23 protein-coding genes and 2 pseudogenes are annotated in these 19,696 nt (G+C 70.2%); 10 read left to right on the top strand and 15 right to left on the bottom strand.

Translation table 11 applies throughout. The features are described 5' to 3' along the window. Positions 1-47: 47 nt before the first annotated feature. Positions 48-821 carry a class I SAM-dependent methyltransferase gene (locus AQI70_RS28985; protein WP_062155202.1) on the bottom strand — a complete coding sequence of 258 codons (774 nt, stop codon included), beginning with the start codon at positions 819-821 and terminating at the stop codon, positions 48-50. Between the two features lie 113 nt (positions 822-934). On the opposite strand from AQI70_RS28985, the gene AQI70_RS28980 reads away from it, so the two are divergent. Further along, positions 935-1,564: a CGNR zinc finger domain-containing protein gene (locus AQI70_RS28980; protein ID WP_003997982.1), complete on the top strand. Its 630-nt coding sequence runs from the start codon at positions 935-937 to the stop codon at positions 1,562-1,564. Here AQI70_RS28980 and sodX read toward each other — a convergent pair. After that, on the bottom strand, positions 1,468-1,902 hold the full coding sequence (sodX, locus tag AQI70_RS28975; protein ID WP_062155519.1) for a nickel-type superoxide dismutase maturation protease: 435 nt from the start codon (positions 1,900-1,902) through the stop codon (positions 1,468-1,470). The two genes, AQI70_RS28980 and sodX, sit on opposite strands and share 97 nt — an antisense overlap. 145 nt (positions 1,903-2,047) lie before the next feature. On the opposite strand from sodX, the gene sodN reads away from it, so the two are divergent. Then, positions 2,048-2,443, top strand: a complete 396-nt coding sequence (gene sodN / locus AQI70_RS28970; RefSeq protein WP_020136639.1) for a superoxide dismutase, Ni — start codon at positions 2,048-2,050, stop codon at positions 2,441-2,443. 7 nt (positions 2,444-2,450) lie between these two features. Here the strand turns inward: sodN and AQI70_RS28965 are convergent. Further along, positions 2,451-3,035, bottom strand: a pseudogene (locus AQI70_RS28965) (site-specific integrase); the annotation flags it as partial. Between AQI70_RS28965 and AQI70_RS40400 the strand changes: the two are divergent. Then, positions 3,015-3,485, top strand: a pseudogene (locus AQI70_RS40400) (relaxase/mobilization nuclease domain-containing protein); the annotation flags it as partial. The pseudogenes AQI70_RS28965 and AQI70_RS40400 sit on opposite strands and share 21 nt — an antisense overlap. Positions 3,486-3,497: 12 nt before the next feature. On the opposite strand, the gene AQI70_RS28960 reads toward AQI70_RS40400, so the two are convergent. Further along, positions 3,498-4,316, bottom strand: coding sequence for a class I SAM-dependent methyltransferase (locus tag AQI70_RS28960; RefSeq protein ID WP_062155200.1), 819 nt, complete (start codon positions 4,314-4,316; stop codon positions 3,498-3,500). Then, positions 4,313-5,641 (bottom strand): helix-turn-helix domain-containing protein, encoded by a 1,329-nt coding sequence (locus AQI70_RS28955; protein ID WP_062155198.1) that lies wholly within the window; start codon positions 5,639-5,641, stop codon positions 4,313-4,315. The genes AQI70_RS28960 and AQI70_RS28955 overlap by 4 nt, the downstream gene beginning before the upstream one ends. 104 nt (positions 5,642-5,745) lie before the next feature. Here AQI70_RS28955 and AQI70_RS28950 point away from each other — a divergent pair, with 104 nt between their 5' ends. The 5 genes from AQI70_RS28950 (at position 5,746) to AQI70_RS28930 (ending at position 11,209) form a co-directional block, all read left to right on the top strand. Next, positions 5,746-6,207: an ATP-binding protein gene (locus tag AQI70_RS28950; RefSeq protein WP_062155196.1), complete on the top strand. Its 462-nt coding sequence runs from the start codon at positions 5,746-5,748 to the stop codon at positions 6,205-6,207. A 113-nt stretch (positions 6,208-6,320) separates the two neighbouring features. Then, a complete protein-coding gene (locus AQI70_RS28945; protein ID WP_244181874.1) occupies positions 6,321-6,677 on the top strand; it encodes a hypothetical protein in 357 nt (118 codons plus the stop codon). A gap of 28 nt (positions 6,678-6,705) precedes the next feature. After that, positions 6,706-7,821 (top strand): hypothetical protein, encoded by a 1,116-nt coding sequence (locus AQI70_RS28940; protein WP_062155192.1) that lies wholly within the window; start codon positions 6,706-6,708, stop codon positions 7,819-7,821. Continuing rightward, the gene (locus tag AQI70_RS28935; RefSeq protein ID WP_062155190.1) at positions 7,818-8,174 is read left to right on the top strand and encodes an ASCH domain-containing protein; all 357 of its coding nucleotides are present in this window, start codon (positions 7,818-7,820) and stop codon (positions 8,172-8,174) included. Before AQI70_RS28940 ends, AQI70_RS28935 begins: the two co-directional genes overlap by 4 nt. A 1,565-nt stretch (positions 8,175-9,739) precedes the next feature. Beyond that, positions 9,740-11,209 (top strand): glycosyltransferase family 39 protein, encoded by a 1,470-nt coding sequence (locus AQI70_RS28930; RefSeq protein WP_062155188.1) that lies wholly within the window; start codon positions 9,740-9,742, stop codon positions 11,207-11,209. 25 nt (positions 11,210-11,234) lie between these two features. Here the strand turns inward: AQI70_RS28930 and AQI70_RS28925 are convergent, their stop codons facing one another. Both AQI70_RS28925 and AQI70_RS28920 read right to left on the bottom strand, forming a co-directional pair. Next, complete coding sequence (locus tag AQI70_RS28925; protein ID WP_062155186.1) at positions 11,235-11,468, bottom strand: hypothetical protein; 234 nt, start codon at positions 11,466-11,468, stop codon at positions 11,235-11,237. Between the two features lie 98 nt (positions 11,469-11,566). Continuing rightward, the gene (locus tag AQI70_RS28920) at positions 11,567-12,721 is read right to left on the bottom strand and encodes an inorganic phosphate transporter (RefSeq protein WP_062155184.1); all 1,155 of its coding nucleotides are present in this window, start codon (positions 12,719-12,721) and stop codon (positions 11,567-11,569) included. Positions 12,722-12,861: 140 nt separating this feature from the next. Here AQI70_RS28920 and AQI70_RS28915 point away from each other — a divergent pair, with 140 nt between their 5' ends. Continuing rightward, positions 12,862-13,635, top strand: a complete 774-nt coding sequence (locus tag AQI70_RS28915) for a VOC family protein (RefSeq protein WP_062155182.1) — start codon at positions 12,862-12,864, stop codon at positions 13,633-13,635. On the opposite strand, the gene AQI70_RS28910 is transcribed toward AQI70_RS28915, so the two are convergent. The 6 genes from AQI70_RS28910 to AQI70_RS28885 all read right to left on the bottom strand — a co-directional run bounded on the left by AQI70_RS28910 (position 13,622) and on the right by AQI70_RS28885 (position 16,813). Beyond that, positions 13,622-13,849: a hypothetical protein gene (locus AQI70_RS28910; protein WP_244181873.1), complete on the bottom strand. Its 228-nt coding sequence runs from the start codon at positions 13,847-13,849 to the stop codon at positions 13,622-13,624. The two genes, AQI70_RS28915 and AQI70_RS28910, sit on opposite strands and share 14 nt — an antisense overlap. Then, complete coding sequence (locus tag AQI70_RS28905; RefSeq protein WP_062155515.1) at positions 13,846-14,178, bottom strand: DUF952 domain-containing protein; 333 nt, start codon at positions 14,176-14,178, stop codon at positions 13,846-13,848. The genes AQI70_RS28910 and AQI70_RS28905 overlap by 4 nt, the downstream gene beginning before the upstream one ends. A gap of 10 nt (positions 14,179-14,188) precedes the next feature. Continuing rightward, on the bottom strand, positions 14,189-15,415 hold the full coding sequence (locus AQI70_RS28900; protein ID WP_062155180.1) for an RNA polymerase sigma factor: 1,227 nt from the start codon (positions 15,413-15,415) through the stop codon (positions 14,189-14,191). A gap of 29 nt (positions 15,416-15,444) precedes the next feature. Further along, on the bottom strand, positions 15,445-15,858 hold the full coding sequence (locus AQI70_RS28895; RefSeq protein WP_062155178.1) for a YciI family protein: 414 nt from the start codon (positions 15,856-15,858) through the stop codon (positions 15,445-15,447). A 110-nt stretch (positions 15,859-15,968) separates the two neighbouring features. Beyond that, positions 15,969-16,202 carry a hypothetical protein gene (locus AQI70_RS28890; protein WP_062155176.1) on the bottom strand — a complete coding sequence of 78 codons (234 nt, stop codon included), beginning with the start codon at positions 16,200-16,202 and terminating at the stop codon, positions 15,969-15,971. Between the two features lie 26 nt (positions 16,203-16,228). After that, on the bottom strand, positions 16,229-16,813 hold the full coding sequence (locus tag AQI70_RS28885; RefSeq protein ID WP_062155174.1) for a dihydrofolate reductase family protein: 585 nt from the start codon (positions 16,811-16,813) through the stop codon (positions 16,229-16,231). Between the two features lie 121 nt (positions 16,814-16,934). Between AQI70_RS28885 and AQI70_RS28880 the strand changes: the two genes are divergently transcribed. After that, positions 16,935-17,525 carry a TetR/AcrR family transcriptional regulator gene (locus tag AQI70_RS28880; RefSeq protein WP_062155171.1) on the top strand — a complete coding sequence of 197 codons (591 nt, stop codon included), beginning with the start codon at positions 16,935-16,937 and terminating at the stop codon, positions 17,523-17,525. A 114-nt stretch (positions 17,526-17,639) separates the two neighbouring features. Here the strand turns inward: AQI70_RS28880 and AQI70_RS28875 are convergent, their stop codons facing one another. Further along, a complete protein-coding gene (locus tag AQI70_RS28875) occupies positions 17,640-18,248 on the bottom strand; it encodes a GNAT family N-acetyltransferase (protein ID WP_062155169.1) in 609 nt (202 codons plus the stop codon). Positions 18,249-18,529: 281 nt separating this feature from the next. Beyond that, a complete protein-coding gene (locus tag AQI70_RS28870; protein WP_062155167.1) occupies positions 18,530-19,678 on the bottom strand; it encodes a family 2 encapsulin nanocompartment cargo protein polyprenyl transferase in 1,149 nt (382 codons plus the stop codon). Positions 19,679-19,696: the final 18 nt, after the last annotated feature.

Genomic DNA, 19,696 nt, shown 5'->3' with positions numbered 1-19,696 from the left:
GGCGGTACGGGTTTCCCGTACCGCCCCTTCCTCCTGTGTGGGTGCTCCTACTTGAGGGCCAGCAGCAGCGTGTCCGAAGGCGAGCACCACACCGGCCGCGCCTCGCCGAACCCCTTTTCGCGCAGCACGCGCGCGTGCCACTCGACGGGCGGCATGTCGCCGTCGGCGTGCTCGCCGTAGATCTCGAAGCGCTGGGCCGTGGGCTCCGTCAGGGCCGGGTCCTTGGCGGCCAGCTGCCACCATTCGGACCAGTCGAGGGCACCGTCCGCCTTGGCCTGATCCATGCGGGCGTGGCGCTGGGCTCGCTCGGCCGCGTTGATCCGGGGCGTCGAGTCGTCGATCATGTGGTCGGCGTTCAGGAAGACACCGCCGTCGCGGACGAGTTCCGCGATCTGACCGTAGAGAGCCGCGAGGGGTTCACGGTGCAGCCAGTGCAGGGCCGTGGCGGTCAGGACGGCGTCGTACGAGTCGTACGGCAGCTTCGCCGGCCAGTCGGGGCTCTTGAGGTCGGCCCTGACGAGGCCGACCCGCTCGTCGCCCGCGAAGGTGCCCTCGGCGATGGCGAGAAGCGCGGGGTCGAGGTCGACGCCGGTGCTGACGGCGTCCGGGAACCGTGCGAGCAGCCGGGCCGTGATGGTGCCCGTGCCGCACGCGAGGTCGAGCACCCGTGGGGCGGGGCCGACGAGGGCCTCGACCATGTCCAGCATGATCCTGAAGCGCTCCTCGCGGTCGGGCATGTACAGCTCCTGCTGCCGGTCCCAGCTCTCCTGCCACGCGGCCCAGTCGGCGCCGGTCGTCGTGGTGGTGTCCGTGTCCGTCATCGAGCCCCTCCGCAGCGCACATCGCGCAATAACCGTCACGTAATACCCTGGATGCACGACCGGCTGTTACCCGACCGCACCACGACGATAGAACGCCTCCGTAAGGACTACAAGTGGAACTGGCCTATTACTCGGACTACGCCGTACGACTCGTCAACAGCGAGGAGCCGGCCCGGGGCAAGGACTCGCTGACCTCGGTCGAGGCCGTTCGTGACCTGTTCGGCGTCAGCCAGGAGGCGGCCCGCCGCGCCACCGACGCCGACGTCACCCGCTTCCGCTCGGTCCGTGCGCGGCTGAGGGCGGTCTTCGAGGCGGCGGACGGCGGCGACGAGACGCTGGCGGTGAACCTGCTGAACTCGCTCCTCCTGGAGTTCCCGGTGAGCCCGCAGATCTCCGGCCACGACTTCCGGGACGACGACGGCCGCCCCCTGTGGCACATGCACCTGGCGGACCATCCGTCGAACGCGACCGCGGGCTACGCGGCGATCGCGGCGATGGGCCTGGCGTTCCACCTGACGGAGTACGGCGTGGACCGTCTGGGCCTGTGCGAGGCGGCCCCGTGCCGCAACGCCTACCTGGACACCTCCACCAACCGTTCCCGCCGCTACTGCTCGGACCGCTGCGCGACCCGCGCCAATGTCGCCGCCTACCGCGCCCGCAAACGCCTGGAGGCCGACCGGACGGCGAAGACGGGACGTACGGCCGACAGCGCCCAGCGCGCCAGCGCGAACGGCGAGCGCTGATCCGGCTTGCGCGGCCGGTAGCGCAGGCGGACCTTGCCCAGGATCAGCTCGTCCGGCACCATCCCGTAGTCGGTGCTGTCCCCACCGGCGTAGGCGTTGTCACCGAGCACCCACCACCCGCCCTCGCGCCGCTCCGCGGCCCGCTTGACGACGAGCAGGTCCTGCTGGAACGGATGCCGCAGCACCACCACGTCCCCGGGCCTGACCCGGCCCCGGTACACCACCACGAGCAGGTCACCGTGGTACAGCGTGGGCACCATCGACGGCCCGGTCACCTCGGCCCACCCGAAGGGCCGGCCCGCCCGCCCGCGCTCGGTCTCCTGCGACAACTCCGGCATCCCCGGCACCTCCCCGGTACTGTCCTCCACCAGTCTCAGTCTGACCCTGGACTTTTGTCCTAAGCCCATGGGGGCACTCGCGAAAACCCGTCTTGCAGGGAGTAATGTCCCACCTGAGAAGACGATCACGAGGAAGGAATGCTCCATGCTTTCCCGCCTGTTTGCCCCCAAGGTCAAGGTCAGCGCACACTGCGACCTGCCCTGCGGTGTGTACGACCCGGCCCAGGCCCGCATCGAGGCGGAGTCGGTGAAGGCCGTCCAGGAGAAGATGGCCGCCAACGACGACCCGCACTTCCAGGCGCGTGCCACCGTCATCAAGGAGCAGCGCGCCGAGCTGGCCAAGCACCACGTCTCCGTGCTGTGGAGCGACTACTTCAAGCCCCCGCACTTCGAGAAGTACCCGGAGCTGCACCAGCTGGTCAACGACACCCTGAAGGCCCTCTCGGCCGCCAAGGCGTCCACCGACCCGGCCACCGGCCAGAAGGCGCTGGACTACATCGCCCAGATCGACAAGATCTTCTGGGAGACGAAGAAGGCTTGATCTATTGCTAGGCCGTCTGACCTGCGGTTACGCAGGTCGCATCGCCTACCAGTCCGCACCCGGTCCGCAGGCCGCCGAGAACGGCGTCCATGACGGTCCGGGTGCGGTCTTCTTCCCCCGGCCAGAGGTGCGCGTAGATCCGCAGCGTGATGACGGCGGACGCGTGGCCGAGGACCAGCTGGACCTGCTTGACGCTCGCTCCGCCGGCGATGAGGGCGGAGGCGTAGAAGTGGCGCAGGTCGTGGGTCACCATGTGCGGCAGCTCGACGGGCTTGCGGCCCTCGCGGTCGGCCGCCTCGTTCTCCGCTGATTGGAGCGTCCTGCGAGCGCAGTTCCACTCCGTCTTCCAGCGGCGGTAGTTGAGGGGCTCGCCCTCCTCCATCGTGAACAGCCACTCCTTGGAGGGGCGTGCAGCGAGATGCGTGAGGAGCGTGTCCGTGACGACCTCGCCGACCGGGACCGTACGCCGAGACTTGGCGGTCTTCGGCGGGCCGATCTTCCCGGACTGGAGGCGCTGCCGCTCGACGCGGATGGCGCCGGCCTTGAAGTCGATGTCCGACACCTTCAGGCCGAGCAACGCGGCCACGAGCAGCAGGCGACAGCGGCCGAGGAAGCCTTCCGCCATCTGCAGGCGGGTTACCAGCAGGCCCGCGAGCCGGTACTGGCGGATCTCACCCGCCGCGCCCCACGCGCCGCCACCGTCCGCCGCTTCGAGCAGGACCTGCGCGCAGCCCTCCCCGACCACGCCGACCGCATCCTCGCCGACCCGGCCTGGTCGGCCCTGACCACAACTCTCGCCCGCGCCGAGACCGCCGGCCACAATCCCCGGCGCCTCTTGGCCGAAGTCGCCGCCCAACGAGAACTCGACACCGCCGAACAGCCCACCGAAATCCTCAACTGGCGCATCGCCGTACAGCCGAACAAGCGAACACAGGCAGCACGCAGTCGAAGCACCCGGACAGCCACGCCAGTCACACCCGCACCACAGCCCACCCCCATGGCGGTGAGCGAACGGCCAACGGAACGCAGCCGACACCTATAGAGGAGTCGGCCCTCAGCGACGGCAGACGAGGATGCCGCCGAGGCAAGTGACCTTGAAGGTCCCATGCTGGGCAATGTGATCGGCGAGGATCGCGCGGGCCCGCTCGATAGTGGCCTCGAACGGCACATCGTGCTGGTCCGCCCACGCCCGGTACGACGCCATGTGCGCAATCACCGGCTTGGGATCCTGGACCGAGATGGTGCCGGGCAGCTCGATCGTCTCCACACGACCGAACTCCTCCCCCAGGAGGGCCCCAGCCTTCTCCAGGGAGAAGCGGGCGCTGAGCGAGATGCGCGCCGGGCCCCGTCCGGTGCCGAGGACGTCGCCTGCGGCCTGCTGCCACAGGTCGTCGAGTTCGACCTTGTCCCGGTCGCTGTTTGTGGAGGCGATCACCAGCCCGTCATGGGTGACCACGCGGGACAGTTCTCGCACTGCCTGGGGGATGTCAGGGACGTGGTAGAGCATGTGCATGGCCAGGGCGGCGTCGACGCCCGCCGTGGCCAGCGGCAGTCGAGTGGCATCCGCCACGGCAACGGGGCCGGGCACGCCAGCGAGGATGCCTGGAGCAATGTCCAGGCCGAGCAGAGCCAGATCGGGCCGGTCGTCGCCAAGTCGCTGGATGAACTTGCCATTTCCGCAGCCGACATCGACCACTCGCCCACGCACACCGCTCAACTGCTCGGCAACGATGCCGGGCAGGTCGTAACGGGGCACCTGCCACTGGTAGATCGACTGACGGGCGGCCAGATCCCGGTCACTGCTGTAGGCACTCCCGGCGAGGCGGCTCCGGTCGGTGACAGCGGCGTCGTGTGCGGCGGACAGTTCGGTCACGTCGGCAGCTCCGGAGGATGAGGGGCGGGTGAGGCCGCGAGAACGGCCGTGTGCTGGAGTCGTTCGCGCAGGTGTGCGGCCTGCGCGGCTCCACCGTACTGCGGGCCGCTCAGCTCCCGGCCCAGAGCGGTGAGTCGGCGCACGATGCTGGCCGACATGCGCTCGGGCGGGGATTCGAGGACGAATGCGATCACCGCCTCGGTGCCGTCCAGGTCGCCCAGGAGCAGATGACCACGGGCGAGATCGACATGGGCAGCGAACAGGTCACCGACCGACTGGTCGTCGTCCTCGGCACTGCGGTAGAGCCGGATCGCGGTGTCCGCGCTGGCGATGGCCCGCTGGACGTGCTCCCGCCCGCCCACGGCCAGGTAGCTCGTCCCGGCGTACGCGAACTGCTTGGCGGCCGGGAAGGCGAAGATGCCCGGCACCTCGTCGTGGCCAGGCACCGCTTCACGGGAGCGTGCGGCGTCCGCCAGCGCGGCCACCGCGCCCGTTCGGTCTCCGGCTATGGCCAGTGCCCGTGCCTCCAGGCTCGCCAGCCGGGCTCCGATGGTGCCCCTGGCCCGGTGGTGACGGCCAGCCTGCGCCAGCCGCGCTGCTTGTTCGTACCGCCCGGTCCAGTAGGCGATCAGGGACTCCACTGCCCGTACCCAGGCCAGCATCCCCTCGTGCCCGGCCGCCTCCGCGCATGCCCTGGCCGTGCGGGCATGCGTGGCCGCGGAGTCGTAATCGCCCAGGTCGAGGCAGACGTGTGCGGATAACCCGCACAACCGGGAGGCTGCGACGTACAAGTCGGTGGTCTGCCGTGGACGTTGACGCCCGCGCAGTAACTCGAACACCCCGTCCCGCAGCCGTTTGATCTCGACATGCAGCTCCAGCAGCGGGTGGCTGACGTAGGCACGGGCGAGTCGGGCGACATCGGCCTCCAACTGCTCGACGACGAACTCGTCGGCGTTGCGCTGCGCGATGAACCGGGCGAAGTCGGCCGACACCGCCGCGTCCGCCGAAACGACGCCCGCACCCGAGCGCGAAGGCGCCGCAGAGAGCGCTATCGAGGCCCCTGTGGCACTGTCTCTGCCCGAACGACTCTTGCTGACCAGCACAGCACGGTCGAGCAGTGCGACGTCGACGCCGAACACCTGCGCCAGGTGTCTGCGGGTGTACGGGACCGGGATACGCGCCTCACGCTCGTAACGCCCGATCTCCTTACCGGTCTTGGCAGCAGGCCCTTCCAGGGCGTTGTACTCGTCGGCCACCCGCTGCTGAGTCCAACCGCGCTCGGTACGCAGCCGAGCGAGCAACGCGCCGATCCCCGTGTCGCCCATCCGCTCTCCCTGGAGCACGTGAATTCTGGCCCCCATAGTGGCCCCCGGTATGGCCCCCACGCTGGCTCCCGACCCAAACGAGCGACAGCGGTTGGCTGTTGGCCATGCCCAGCACACTGCCCGACGAGCCGGACACCCTCACACAGGCCCAAGTTCTCGACGGCGCCGTCGAGCACGAAACGATGCTCTTCGACCGGCGCCGAACCACCCCGAGCGCCGCCCGCTCCTTCGTCGCCCAGACCCTTACCCAGTGGGGCCGGACCGAACGCCTAGACGACATCCGGCTGTGCACGTCAGAGCTAGCCACCAACGCCGTCCTGCACGGGGCACCTGCGGGCGGACAGGTTCTCGTACGCATCGAACTGCACGCCACCGTGCTCCGCATCGAAGTGCACGACGGCGGCAACGGCAGACCCGAAAAGCGGGAGGCACGGGACACCGCCGACGACGGCCGCGGGCTCCTGCTCGTGTCCGCAGTTGCCGACCACTGGGGCGTGGAGGAACGCCAGGGCCCCGGCACGTGCGTCTGGGCCGCCTTCCACCGACGCGCGGTGCCCGCATGCTGATGCCCGCGAGCGCCGAGTCCTTGACCCCAACGGCTGGGTTGATCGCCTCTCTCGCCACCACCACGTGGCTGGACACCACTCCAAGCGGCGCCACGCTGCGCTGCCTCCTACTCGTGCCTCAACCACCCCGCAGTACGTACGAGACGACGGTCGTCATCGAGCAACGCATGCGCGCCGTCGCCGACGCTCTGCGCCTCGGTCCCGCCACCGCGCCTCCACCGGACATCGGGCCACGCCTGCGTCAAGTCACTCCGACCGAGGTGGCCTTGCGTTTCGACGGCACCCCTTACCGCAAACGCATCCCCTCAGGCCGTCCCTGGACTTTGCTGCTCGGCCGGGGAACCCCGGTGGCCCTCGTCCTGGGCCTGGACCCGCTCTCCCGCAGCGCCACACCAGCAGCGATCGACGCCTACCTGGATCGCGCCACGCTGCGCCGGCGCCTGCTCTTCGGCCACACCCAATCCGAATGAACCCCAACCCGCCCCAGGGGGACATCCCGTGACGACCTACCCCGTCTCACCGAACACCGTCCTCGCCAACGCCCTCCACCGCGCTGAGGACGTACTGGCCCCGCGCATCCTGGCCACCCCGCCGGAGCGAATCGTGCTGGTCGTCGGCACACAGATCAACGGCGCCCCGCACATCGGCACCTCCCTCGTGCAGTCCCTGGCGTTCGCCATGGCTGCCCGCCTGCGCGACCGCTTCGGTATCCCCACGGAGGTCCTCTTCAGCGCCCTCGACAACGCCCCCTACGAGCTGACCACCGACCCGGTCAGCGGTCACCGCTACCAGCGCGCCTACGCCCAAGCCCTCGGCCGCGAGGCTCTGACCGACCTCGTCACGGCCCTCTACCAACCTCTGTTCACCGCGCTTTCTCGGCGCCTGGGCATTCCCCACCAGATCGAGACCTACAGCCAACAGCAAGCCGGCGAGCAATTCCGCCGCACGTGGCTGCGCCTCCTGCCCCGCCTTGACGCCGCCCGCTGGTGGCTCGCCCCCTCCACCGGCACCCCGCACCTGCGTGTCCCCTGCCCGCACTCCGACTGCGGCTGGGCCGAGAAACACACCGAGCGCACGCGCGTCAACCTCACCGACCGCGAAAACGCGCACGTCGCCGCCGTATGTCTCCACCACGGCCCCTACCAGGCGACCATCACACCAACCGGGGGCGACTACCTCGACCTAGCCACCCTGTACCGCAACACGGTCAAGGAACTCGCTCTTTCTAACCCCCACGGCACACTCCACGTCATGGTCAAGGGCGGCGACTGGGTGTTCGGCTCCCACCTGGTCGACGAAGCTCTCCAGGCAGTCGGCCTCACCCGCGCCCAACTCCCCGCCCGCTTGTTCTGCCCACAAGTCGTCACCGACACCGGCGCCAAGCTGTCCAAGTCGCTTATCCGCGAGGGCCGTGCTCCCATGCCCGAGGGTGCAGACGGCTGGATGCTCGACACTCGACAGTGGCCCGGCACCGTCGCGGAGTATGCCGAGCAACTGCTGGCCATGACCGATACGTTGCTGTCCGACCCCCGCCACTTCTTCCGCGCATACTCGGCCGCCGAGAGCGGCCGCATGATGACCGCACCAACCACCAGGAGCGTTCCCGCCCCATGACCGACACCACCGCCCGCGTCCACGAGCTCAACCTCTACCGCCAGTACTTCGACCTCGTCGCCGCGGGCACCAAGACCATCGAGGTGCGGGTGAAATACCCGCACCTCGCCGACCTCGCTGCAGGCGACATCATCCGCTTCCGCATCAAGGGCACCGACGAAACCTGCGAGGTCACGGTCGTTCGGGTCACCGAGTACGCCAACTTCGAGGCCCTGCTCGACGACGAGGGCCCAGGCAACGTCAACCCGACCGCCACCCGCGACCAGCAACTGGCCAACATCCGCGCCATCTACCCACCCGAGAAGGAAGCCCTCGGCGCACTCGCCATCGAGATCCAACTCGCTACTGCCTGATGCGACCTGGCAAGAGGACGGCTACCGCCCTCCAGATTCGGCTGGACTGCTGGCGGACTTGCTCCAAGTAAAAATGCGCCGATCGAGTCTCGGAGGAGAGAGTCGCCCCGTGCGCGTTCAACATGACCCTGACCGGCGACGATACTTCACCCGGTTCCAGTGGCGCAGTCCCAGCTTGCGGACGCTTCGATGCACCCATCCAATGGGTGAGATGCGGCTGGTCGGTACTCCCGTCCGAACCTCACCAGGGCGCAACCAGGCGCTCGGCTGGCGATCTCCGACATGTCAAACAATGGATCAATCGTGAAGCACCTCTAGCCTCGCTGACCGTAGCCGCGCAACTTCTAGTAGTCACGAGGGATTAGGGGGAGCAAGCTTGGACGTGCCCTGGGAGCTCATGCATGAGCCGACCGAGGAATTGTTGCGAGTTCGGAGCAAGTGAACTGCTTTGGATTCTGCGCGAGTGGCACACGGATTACATTCTGGCACTATCGGGCAATAGGTACGTACTGGTCAGCGTCAAGCATCGCGAGAAGAGCCAAGGCAGCTGGACCATCGCGCTTGATTATTACGGACAATAACGTCCCCGCTGAGACGCCGAATGAATACGGCGAACCGCACTTCACGTACGACCATCCGTTGGTCCCTGGTGTCCCCCATCCGGGCGAGGGCGTGGAAACGGTCTAGGTGCCAGCGGCGCAAACAGAGTCACCACCTCACCCTCGGGCGATTACCCTCTCCGCTCCGGCGTCACGGATCGTGTGCCGCGGAGGTACTCGAGCGTTTTGCAACCTCCGGGACGACCACCCCCGTATCCGCAGGATGGGGAATGCCATCGTCCTCGACTACGGGACGGGCCTGAGTGCCTCCGGCGGCTCCGCCGCCGAAGGCACTCCTTCTACGGCACGAAGGTCGAAGTCCTGGATCGGCCAGTGAATGACAGTCACAGGTCCCGCATCCGTTGCTAGAGCGACGCCAATCACGGAGATATCGCCGATGCGCCATCAGTCCGCACCCAGTCCGCAAGACACCCGATCAAGACCGTCGCACCCCATCGTCACCAATCGCCAAAAGGCCAGGTCAGCGCCCCACAGGAAACATCCCCGCAGGTCACCGACCCGGCCCATTACTAGGAGACGAAGAAGGCCTGACCCAGGCGCTTTTCGTCGATCGACAGACCCCTGAAGGGGCCCGACCGGTTCGCCGGCCGGGCCCCTTCGGCGTCTCGCATCGCGCGCCAAGGGGACTTTTCCGACGGCGTGCGGTCTCAAAGGTTGCCTGCGGGCGCGGTGATGGTGTTCACGCGGTGAACGGTGGCCTCGGATCGTTCACGTCCCGTAGATTCTGACATGTCCACCCGGGCGCTCGAACGCGCCGACGGGTGACTCACGGGGGAAGGTGACCAGCACTCGGATCCCGTCTCGGCCGCTCGGCCGGGGCGTAGTTCGGTGTGCTCTGCGACAGCGGGCGAGTGGAGATCACATCATCCGGCGGCCTGTCCCCCGCCGTATGGAATGTCGATCCCTTGGAGAACGCTGTTGCGCCAGACCCGCTCCGGGGCCCCGATGGCGACGGCGTCCCTCTCCGGGACACCTCCGAGGCGTACACCCGCTCTTCTGCGTCGCCCGCCCCTCTGGTCGATCCCGCTGCTGTGGACCCTCGCCCTCGGTCTTTGGGGGCTGTCCCGGCAGCACAGCGTGTGGCGGGACGAGGCCGCGACCTGGCAGGTGGCGCGACGGTCCGTCGCCGACATCTGGCACATGCTGGGACAGGTCGATGCCGTGCACGGGCTCTACTACCTGCTGATGCACGGACTCTTCGAGTACTTCGGGCCCGGCATCGCCACCCTGCGACTGCCCTCCGTGCTGGCGATGGCGGTGGCGGCGGCCTGTGTGACGGTCATCGGACGGCGGCTCGCGGGGGCCTGGGCGGGCCTGGCCGGAGGGCTGGCGTTCGGGATGCTTCCGGCCGTGCAGTTCTATCTGCAGGAGGGCCGCCCGTACGCGCTCGTCGCGGCCGGCGCCGGGATCTCCACCCTGTTGCTGGTAACCGTGCTGCAGGGCCGTGGCCGGGCGGTGCACTGGGCCGCGTACGGGGCCACGGTCGCGGCGTGCGGGCTGCTGAACTGGCTGTCGCTGCTGATCCTGCCCGCGCATCTGGTGACCCTGCTGTGGACGCGGGCCCGGCGCGGGACGTGGACGCGCTGGGCCGCGGTCGCGACGGCCGCCGTGGTGACCGTACTGCCCTTGATCCTGTTCAGCCGGAGCCAGTCCCACCAGGTGTCCTGGATCCCGCCACTGACGTGGCACACGCTGATCGGCCCGGCCATCCTGCTGGCGATAGGCGGTCTCGGGGCCCTGCTGGACCGGCCGCGCGCGGGACGGCTGTCGGTGACCGCCGTCGGGCTGCCGCTGCTGGCGGTGCCGCAGCTCGGCCTGCTCGGCCTCTGCCTGGTCCGGCCGCTGTATCTGGACCGCTACATCCTCTTCAGCATGCTGGGGCTGGCACTGCTGATCGGCACGGCACTGGCCACGGCGGTACGGGCGGCCGGGCCGCGGTTCCCGCGAGCGACGCCGTGGCTCGTACCGATGGTGGTCGCCGTGGCGGTGGTGGCGCTGTTGCCGCAGTCGCTGGCCAAGCGGTCTCCGGCGAGCCGGGTGGACGACGTGCTGGCGGTGGCGGAGGACGTACGGCGGCTGAAGGTGACCGGCGACGCGGTGCTCTTCGTACCGGCGGCCCGGCGCGACACCGCGCTGGTCTCCCCCGGCGCCTTCGCCGGCCTGCGGGACATAGCGCTGGCGAAGAGCCCTGTGGCGTCCGGGACGCTGAAGGGCGAGGAGGCGGCTCCGGCCCGCATACGGACCGCGATGCTGGCGCACCGGCGGATACTGCTCGTCACCGACGCGCCCGCGGTGGCCCGGCCCGCCTCAGCGGAGCGGGACAAGATGAAGGCCGCCGTGTTGCGGGAGTACTTCACGGTGGTGGCGGACGAGCAGGTCCGCGGGCGGCGGGTCACGGTGTACGAACGGCTCTGAGCAGCTCGACGATCCCCGCACCCCGTCAGTGGAACTGCGGCACGATCAGATGGATCCCGTACGCCACCACCGCCCCGCAGGCGAGAAAGCACAGCCCCGCCTGGGCGAGGCCGAGGGCTGAGGTGCCGCCGCCCTCCTCGCGTGCCCCTTCGTAGCGGGCCAGGCCCAGCACGCCGAGGGCGAAGACGGTGACGACGGCGACGGTGGCGGCGAGGCTGACCGCGGCGACCTGGCCGAGTGCGGTCCAGTCGAGGTTCATGGCGGGAACTCCCTTGGCTCGGGCGGTTGTTGTCCGAGGCGGCCATGGTCTGAGGCGGCCTTTGTCTCAGGCAGCCTTTGTCTCAGGCAGCCTTTGTCTCAGGCGGCCGTGCCGACCCTGGTCGGCTCCGCGCCGCGGATCGTGACCTCGTGGGCGTCGTTGACGTTGTGCGCGGACACCGGGTTGCGTCGGGAGACGAGCACGATGCCCGCGGCCACGGCGGCGCCGACCAGGGCGACCACGGCCGTGCCCACGTCGCCGCCGTGCTTGACCACGCCCGCCGAGACCCCGCCGACCAGGGCCGCGGCGGGCAGGGTGACCAGCCAGGCCACCACCATCCGGCCCGCCACACCCCAGCGGACCTCCGCCAGGCGGCGGCCCAGACCGGCGCCGAGGATGCTGCCGGAGGCGACCTGGGTGGTGGACAGGGCGAAGCCGAGGTGGGCCGAGGTGAGGATGACCGTCGTGGAGGCCGTCTCGGCCGCGAAGCCCTGCGGGGACTGAATCTCCGTCAGGCCCTTGCCCATGGTGCGGATGATCCGCCAGCCGCCGAGATAGGTACCGAGGCCGATGGCCAGGCCGGCCGAGGCGATCACCCAGAGAGGCGGGCCGGCGTCGGCGCCCAGCGCGCCCGCCGAGATCAGGGTCAGGGTGATGACGCCCATCGTCTTCTGTGCGTCGTTGGTGCCGTGGGCCAGGGAGACGAGCGAGGCCGAGGCGATCTGGCCGAGGCGGAAGCCCTTGGTGACGGACTCTTTGCGAGCGCGAGAGGTGAGTTTGTACGCCAGATACGTGGCCAGCAGCGCCGCGACCCCCGCCACGACCGGTGAGGCCACCGCCGGGACCAGTACCTTCTCGACAACCTTGGCGAACTGCACGCCGTGGGACCCCGCACCGACCCACACGGCCCCGATCAGCCCGCCGAACAGCGCGTGGGAGGAACTGGACGGCAGGCCGAGCAGCCAGGTCAGCAGGTTCCACAGAATCGCGCCGACCAGCCCCGCGAACACCATCCCGGGGGTCACCAGCGTGTCGTCCACGATGCCGCCCGAGATCGTCTTGGCCACCTCCGTGGACAGGAAGGCGCCGATGACGTTCAGGACGCCGCTGATGAGGACGGCCGTTCTGGGTTTCAGCGCCCCGGTGGCGATGGACGTGGCCATCGCGTTCGCCGTGTCGTGGAATCCGTTGGTGAAGTCGAAGGCCAGGGCCGTGATGATGACGACCGCCACCAGGAACGTGATGTGATCCATTCCCCAATGCAAACAAGCACGGGCCAATATCCGGGGAACTGACGGCAAAGCGTGTCCCAGGAGAAGGCGCGCGGTTGGCAATGGCCGAGCGGCGCAGCCGGAGAGGAGAGCGACAGCCGGCGTGGACCTACGATCGCACCATGAGCATCCGCTGGACGTACGCCTTCGTCGATCGCCCCGCCGACCGCTTCGGCCGGGCCGTGGAGTTCTGGACGGCGGTCACGGACACCCGTCTGTCGGAGTTCCGCGGCGAGCGGGACGAGTTCGTGACGCTGTTGCCCGGCGCCGGGGCCGACGCCTGTGTGAAGGCCCAGGGGGTCGACTCGGGCCCCGGTGGCGCGCACCTCGACTTCGCCGTGGAGGACGTACCGGAATTCGTGCGGTCGGCGCTCCGGCTGGGGGCGGGCACGGCCGCCGAGCACGAGGGGTGGGCCGTACTGCGGTCGCCCGCCGGGCAGTTGTTCTGTGCCGTGCCCTGGCACGGGGAGTCGGTGCGGCCGCCCGTGGTGCGCGGCAGCCGCCTGGACCAGGTCTGCGTCGACGTACCGCCGTCGCTGTACGACACTGAAGTCGCCTTCTGGAGCGCCCTGTTGACGGACTGGGAGTCGGCGCCCGGTTCCCTCCCCGAGTTCCATGTGGTCAAGCCGCCGCCCGGGCTGCCGATCCGCGTCCTGCTCCAGCGGCTCGGCCAGGAGCGGCGCAGCGAGGAGCGGCTCGGCCAGGAGCGGCCCGCCACCGCCCACCTGGACCTCGCCTGCGCTGACATCGAGGCGACCCGCGCCCGCCACGAGGAACTGGGCGCGGCCTTCGTCGCCCAGGGCTCCCACTGGACGGTGATGCGCGATCCGGCGGGCGGCACCTACTGCCTGACGGGACGGGACCCGGAGACCGGCGGGCCGGCTAACGGCTCCTGAAGAAGCAGACCGCCTGGCCGTTCTCGTCGGGCGTGGCGTTCGCGCACGCGGACTCCCACCCCTCGGGAAGGGACGGCGTCGGACTGGCCTCCTGCCAGCCGTACCGTCGCGGCTTGGTCGAGTCCTGCAACCACAGCGTCAGCCCGCCCGCGACGGCCACGAGGATCACCCACACCGCCAGGACCCACCGCCATAACCGGCGTCGGCCCGTCACCGCCACGGCTCCACGTCCACCACCGCGTCCACCCCAATGGGCCCGTAGACGTGCGGGAACTCCTCGCCCCCGGGTTCCGGCGCCTCGTACTTCAGCGGTACGTCGAGCCGCGCGGGGTCGACGACCAGTACCACCAACTCGTCGGGGCCGTCGTAGGAGCCGTACAGGAAGGCCGCCACGGACGGGAGCTGGGCGCGGGTCGAGCAGTGGATGAAGCCCTCCTCCTCCAGGGTGCGGCCACGGGTCGACATCTCGTATGTGCCGTGCTCGCGGGCCGCGTCCCACAGGGAGCGTTCGGTGATGTGGAGGAGGTACGTGTGTTCGGGCATGGGGGTCACGCTACGGCTTCAGCCGTGCCGCCCGCGCGTGCAGATAGCGCTGCTCCGGCAGGCTCAGTGTCTTTTCGGCCGCGGACTCGTAGGCGGCGCGGGCCTCCTCGTGCGCGCCCGCCCGCTCCAGGAGGTGGCCCCGCACCGCGTCCAGGCGATGTCCGGCACCCAATTCGTCCTCCAGCGAAGCCAGTTCGGCCAGCCCCGCACGCGGGCCGTGCACCATGGCGACGGCGACCGCGCGGTTGAGGCGCTCGACGGGACCGGGGACGAGGCGCACGAGGACGTCGTAGAGGCCGAGGATCTCCAGCCAGTCGGTCGCCTTCGCGGAGGGTGCCTCGTCATGGACGGCGGCGATGGCGGCGCGCAGCTGGTACGGGCCGGCGCGGCCCCGGGCCAGGGCCCTGGTGACCAGCGCGACGCCCTCCTCGATCGCGGCCTTGTCCCAGCGGTCGCGGTCCTGTTCGTCGAGGGGTACGAGCTCGCCGTGCGGGCCGGTGCGCGCATCGCGGCGGGCGTCGGTGAGCAGCATCAGGGCGAGCAGCCCGGCCACCTCGCCGTGGCCGGGGAGGAGCCGGTGGACCTCGCGGGTCAGCCGGATCGCCTCGCCCGCGAGGTCCCGCCGTTGCAGGCTCGCGCCCGAGGTCGCCGTATAGCCCTCGTTGAAGATCAGATACAGGGTCTGCAGGACCGCGGGCAGGCGGTCCTCCCAGTGGTCGGGGCGCCCGAAGCGCACCCCGCGGACCTTCTGCTTGGCCCGGCTGACGCGCTGGGCCATGGTCGCTTCCGGGACCAGGTACGCGCGGGCGATCTCGGCCGTGGTCAGGCCGCCGACGGCGCGCAGGGTGAGGGCGATCTGGGCGGGCGGGGTCAGGTCCGGGTGACAGCACAGGAAGAGGAGGGTGAGGGTGTCGTCCTCGCGGGGAGCCCGGTCCGCGCCCGGCGGCGGGGCGGTGAAGGCGTCGCGCGGCGTCAGCGCGGCGACCTTGTCCTCCCGGGCCCGGCGCGTCTCCTCCGCGCGCAGGGCGTCGGTCAGCCGGCGTGCGGCGACCTTGATCAGCCAGCCGCGCGGATTGTCCGGCACACCGGCCCGCGGCCACTGCTCGGCCGCGGCGAACAGGGCCTCCTGTACGGCGTCCTCGGCGATGTCGAAGTGGCCGTACCGCCTGACCAGCGCGCCGAGGACCTGCGGCGCGTGGCGGCGCAGCAGGTCCTCGGTGTCGGGTGTGGCGCTCATGTACGGCTCAGCTGTCCTCGGGGGACGGCTCAGATGTCCCCGGCGCCGTCCAGGATGGGCCGGATCACCACCGGATACACGGGGGTGCCGGGCGGCTGGGGGCAGCGGGCGACGCGCTCGGCGATCTCCGTGACCCGCTCCAGGCTCGCGCAGTCCAGCACCCAGTAGCCGGCCAGCAGCTCCTTGGTCTCGCTGTACGGCCCGTCGGTGATGACCGCCTTGCCGTCCTTGCCCAGGGTGACGTGCCGGACCTTCGCGGGCTCGGCCAGCCCCTGCCCGTCGATCATCTCGCCGGTCTCGGCGAGGTCGTCGTTGATGGACTGCATGTAGGCGTACATCGCCTGGATGTCCTCCTGGCTCCAGGCCGCGGTGTGCTCGGACGCCTTGCCGCGCATCGCCTCGTAGTCCGCCTGTGTGCCCTGCACCATGACCAGGTACTTCATCAGTCCGCTCCTTCGGTTTCCGTCGGCTCGGGCCACCCGCCGCCTTCCTCGGTCGGTGGGCGGCTCTCACAGGGAACGTCGGAGCCGGGCCGGGGTTCTCGACACGGGCTTCAGGAATTTTTCGTGGCGGTCTTCCCGGTCTCTTTCACGGGCCCCTTTTCGGACGTCTTCCGGTGCTCCTCGTCGCTGCCCTCGGCGCCCTCCTCGACGTGCGTCTCGCACTTCGGATTGCGACAGGGGCCGGCCACCCACACCGGGACCCACGCGCCCAGCGTCTTGTGACGCTTGACGACCGTCTCCACGGGCTGTCCGCAAGCGGGACAGACGTGTTCTTCGCTGTCCATGCCTTCAGAGTAGGGCGAGCGGGGCGTCAGCGCTTCCTGCTGTACGTGCGCACCAGCACTCCGTTGTCGAACGTGCGCACCGAGTCGAGTGCGAACTCGGTGAGGGCGAAGTCGGAACCGAACATCCGCATGCCCGCGCCGTACACGAGCGGGTACGTCTTGATGACGAGTTCGTCGATCTCGTCGAACAGTTCACCGGCGAGCTGCGAACCGCCGCACAGGTAGATACCGAAGTCGCTGTCCTCGGCCTTGAGTTCGCGGACCTTGGCGACCAGGTCGTCGCCGATGATCTCGACGTTGGGGTCGGGCGACTCCTTCAGGGTGCGCGAGGCGACGTACTCGCGCAGGTGGGCGTACGGGCTGGTGACGCCCTCCTTCAGGGCGAGGTCGTAGCTGGCACGGCCCTGGATGACGGTGTCGAACTTCTTGTTCTGCAGGTCGTCGACGCCGAGGGCCTGACGGCCATGGGTCGGCAGGGTCTCCGGGTACTCGGCCTTGAGGAACCCGAAGAACTCCTCGTCGACGAAGCGGACCATCGATGTCGCGTCGCCGCCCGGGTCCCCGATGAAGCCGTCGATGGAGCAGGCGATGAAGTACGTGAGCTTTCGCAAGCCGGTCTCTTTCCGTAGGGTGGTCAACCACTCCGTTTGTAGTGCTTCAGTTGTAGTACTTCGCTTGTAGTGGTTGCAAGGGTTTTTCCGGGGAAGACGCAAGTGGGAGAGGGGATTCCGTATGGCGGGCAATCCGGAGCGCCGGGCAGCGCTCGTCGACGCGGGCGTCGAGGTGCTCGCCCGTGAGGGCGCGCGCGGGCTGACGTTCCGCGCGGTGGACGCGGAGGCCGGGGTGCCGGTCGGCACCGCCTCCAACTACTTCACTGGGCGCGACGACCTGCTCCGCCAGATCGACGCCCGGCTGCACGTCCGGCTCGCGCCCGACCCGGAGGTGATCGCCGGGCTGCTGGCACGGCCGAAGGACCGCTCCCTGGTCGCCGCCTTCATGCACGACCTGATGGGTCGCGCGACCCGCGATCGCACGGGCTATCTGGCCCTGCTGGAGCTGCGGCTGGAGGCCAACCGGCGCCCCGAACTGCGCTCCTCGTTCACCAAGTCGGTGCGCGGGGACCTGGAGGAGGCCATGGAGTTCCACCGCAGCGCCGGGCTGCCCGGCGGCGACGAGGTCGTCACCGTGCTCTATCTCGCCATGCTCGGACTGCTCCTGGAGCATCTGACGCTGCCGGACGTGCTGGACGGCGTCCTGCCCGGGGTCAGCGTGCCGGACGGGCTGGTCGAGCGCATCACGGCGACGATCGTGCCGGAGGGATAGACGATCCTGCCGGCCTGAGGGATGGCGACCCTGCCGGCCTGAGGGATGGCGACCCTGCCGGCCTGAGGGATGGCGATCCTGCCGGAGGGCCGGCCGAGGGCTGCCCGAGAGGGCTCAGCCGCGCGGCTCGCGCCACATCGGCCACATCCGGGGGCCGTCCGGGAGGTCGAGGGGACGGCCCAGAAGCTCGAAGCCGAGCCGCTCGTACAGCTTCCGGCTGCGGGCGCTGCTCGCCTCCAGATAGGCGGGCACACCGTCGTGGTCGCAGCGGTCGAGGACCGAGGTGACCAGCGCGGTGCCGAGGCCCTCGCCCTGGCGCTCGGGTGCCACGGCGATCATCCACAGGTATTCGTGGGCACGGCCGGAGGGGTGGATGTCGGCGGTCAGCCGGGCGATCTGCTCCACCCGCTCGTTGTCCGGGTCGACCGCGGCGCGCAGCTGGGCGGGGCCCTCGTCGTCGCGGTGCTCGGGATCGAGTCCGTGGTCCCCCGCGGGGATGGACAGCCACAGCGCGCAGGCCGTGCCGTCCTCGGTGAGGTCGATACGGCCGTCGGCGAACACGATGTCGGTGAAGGCGGCCACGAGCGCGGGGTGTGTGGTGCGGCGGTGCTCCTCGTCCGGGAACACCCAGCCGCTGACCGGGTCGTCCTGGAAGGCCGCGTCCAACAGCCGGACCACCAGCTCCCGGTCCGCCTCGCCCGCCGTCCGGATCGCCACGCCCATGTGTACCCGCCCCTTCGTGTGAACCGACCTTGATCGTAGGGCGGTCGGGGCCTGTGCGGCGCCCGCGGAAGGAGTTTGACGCGATCCGACCGGTGCGCAGAGGCGGGCCCCGCACACCGTGGGGATGTGCGGGACCCGCCGGTCCGGAGCCGCTCGGCGGCCGTACGGGGTCAGGAACCGTACGGCCCCGATGGCTCCGGGGTCTCGACGACCTCCGCCGCCGCGGCCTCGATCAGTGCGGCCGTCGGCTGTCGTGGTCCTCAGTTGCTGCGTCGTGGTCCTCAGTTGCTGCGTCGTGTCACGAACTCCGCCAGGGCCAGGAGTCCGCCGGCCTCCTCCGGGTCGGGCACCGCGCGGGCCAGTTCCTGCATGGCGCGGGCCATGCGGTCGGCGGCCTGGGCCTGCGCCCAGTCGCGTCCGCCCGCGCGCTCCACGGCGAGGGCGGTCCGCGCGACTTCCTCCTCGTCCCCCTCGCCGTACGGCGCCTCGTAGAGCGCGGCCAGTTCCGCCGCCGCCGGCCCACCGGAGGTCAGCGCGGCGACGACCGGCAGGGACTTCTTGCGGGCGGTGAGGTCCGCGCCGGCCGGTTTGCCGGTGCGGCTCGGGTCGCCCCATATACCGATCACGTCGTCGATGAGCTGGAAGGCGAGCCCGGCCTCCCGGCCGAACGCGTCCAGCGCCGCGACGTCCTCGTCCGCCGCGCCCGCGTACAGCGCGCCGACGGCACAGGCACACCCCAGCAGCGCGCCGGTCTTGGCCTCGGCCATGGCGAGCACCTCGTCGAGACCGACCTCGCCCGGGGCCCGCTTCTCCATCGCCGTGTCCGCCTGCTGACCGGCGCACAGCTCGACGACACAGGCCGCGAGCCGGGCGGCGGCCGCGCCGGACGCCGGGTGCGGGTCCTCGGCGAGCAGTCGCAGGGCCAACGCCTGGAGGGCGTCCCCGGCGAGGATCGCGTCGGCGTCGCCGAAGACGGTCCACGCGGTGGGCCGGTGCCGGCGGGTGGTGTCCCGGTCCATCACGTCGTCGTGCAACAGCGTGAAGTTGTGCACCAGTTCCACCGCCACCGCCGCCGGTACGGCCGCCGCCCGCGCCGCCGGTCCGCCGAGCGCGGCGGCCGCGGTGAGGACGAGGGCGGGGCGGATGGCCTTGCCCGCGTTGCCCGCCGCCGGGGTGCCGTCCAGGTGCTCCCAGCCGAAGTGGTAGAGCGCGATCCGGCGCAGCGCACCCGGCAACGACTCGACGGCGGCGCGCAGTTCGGGGTCGACCGACGCGCGGGCGCGCTCCAGGATCACCGCCGCCTCGGGCCCGTCCAGCGGACCCGGCCTGCCGTCCGTCTCGGTCGTGATGGACCTCCGCCTTTCGAGCGTCTCGGTGGACGGCCGTGCCCCGGCGGGGCGCGGCTGCGTCTCCGTCATGAACTCACCCATGGCATCGCCTCGGAGAGT

The sequence above is a fragment of the Streptomyces curacoi genome, assembly GCF_001513975.1.
Classification (GTDB): Bacteria; Actinomycetota; Actinomycetes; order Streptomycetales; family Streptomycetaceae; genus Streptomyces; species Streptomyces curacoi.
The sequence above is the reverse complement of the archived record's forward strand: the minus strand, read 5'-3'. Positions and strand labels throughout refer to the sequence as shown.

Bases quoted from the DNA above. Each gene is read 5' to 3' on its own strand.
- AQI70_RS28915 (WP_062155182.1), top strand. From the start codon at position 12,862: ATGAGCATCCGCTGGACGTACGCCTTCGTCGATCGCCCCGCCGACCGC.
- AQI70_RS28935 (WP_062155190.1), top strand. From the start codon at position 7,818: ATGACCGACACCACCGCCCGCGTCCACGAGCTCAACCTCTACCGCCAG.
- AQI70_RS28985 (WP_062155202.1), bottom strand. From the start codon at position 821: ATGACGGACACGGACACCACCACGACGACCGGCGCCGACTGGGCCGCG.
- AQI70_RS28905 (WP_062155515.1), bottom strand. From the start codon at position 14,178: ATGCCCGAACACACGTACCTCCTCCACATCACCGAACGCTCCCTGTGG.
- sodX (WP_062155519.1), bottom strand. From the start codon at position 1,902: ATGCCGGAGTTGTCGCAGGAGACCGAGCGCGGGCGGGCGGGCCGGCCC.
- AQI70_RS28950 (WP_062155196.1), top strand. From the start codon at position 5,746: ATGCCCAGCACACTGCCCGACGAGCCGGACACCCTCACACAGGCCCAA.
- AQI70_RS28920 (WP_062155184.1), bottom strand. From the start codon at position 12,721: ATGGATCACATCACGTTCCTGGTGGCGGTCGTCATCATCACGGCCCTG.
- AQI70_RS28880 (WP_062155171.1), top strand. From the start codon at position 16,935: ATGGCGGGCAATCCGGAGCGCCGGGCAGCGCTCGTCGACGCGGGCGTC.
- AQI70_RS28875 (WP_062155169.1), bottom strand. From the start codon at position 18,248: ATGGGCGTGGCGATCCGGACGGCGGGCGAGGCGGACCGGGAGCTGGTG.
- sodN (WP_020136639.1), top strand. From the start codon at position 2,048: ATGCTTTCCCGCCTGTTTGCCCCCAAGGTCAAGGTCAGCGCACACTGC.
- AQI70_RS28895 (WP_062155178.1), bottom strand. From the start codon at position 15,858: ATGAAGTACCTGGTCATGGTGCAGGGCACACAGGCGGACTACGAGGCG.
- AQI70_RS28955 (WP_062155198.1), bottom strand. From the start codon at position 5,641: ATGGGCGACACGGGGATCGGCGCGTTGCTCGCTCGGCTGCGTACCGAG.
- AQI70_RS28930 (WP_062155188.1), top strand. From the start codon at position 9,740: ATGGCGACGGCGTCCCTCTCCGGGACACCTCCGAGGCGTACACCCGCT.
- AQI70_RS28870 (WP_062155167.1), bottom strand. From the start codon at position 19,678: ATGGGTGAGTTCATGACGGAGACGCAGCCGCGCCCCGCCGGGGCACGG.
- AQI70_RS28890 (WP_062155176.1), bottom strand. From the start codon at position 16,202: ATGGACAGCGAAGAACACGTCTGTCCCGCTTGCGGACAGCCCGTGGAG.
- AQI70_RS28900 (WP_062155180.1), bottom strand. From the start codon at position 15,415: ATGAGCGCCACACCCGACACCGAGGACCTGCTGCGCCGCCACGCGCCG.
- AQI70_RS28925 (WP_062155186.1), bottom strand. From the start codon at position 11,468: ATGAACCTCGACTGGACCGCACTCGGCCAGGTCGCCGCGGTCAGCCTC.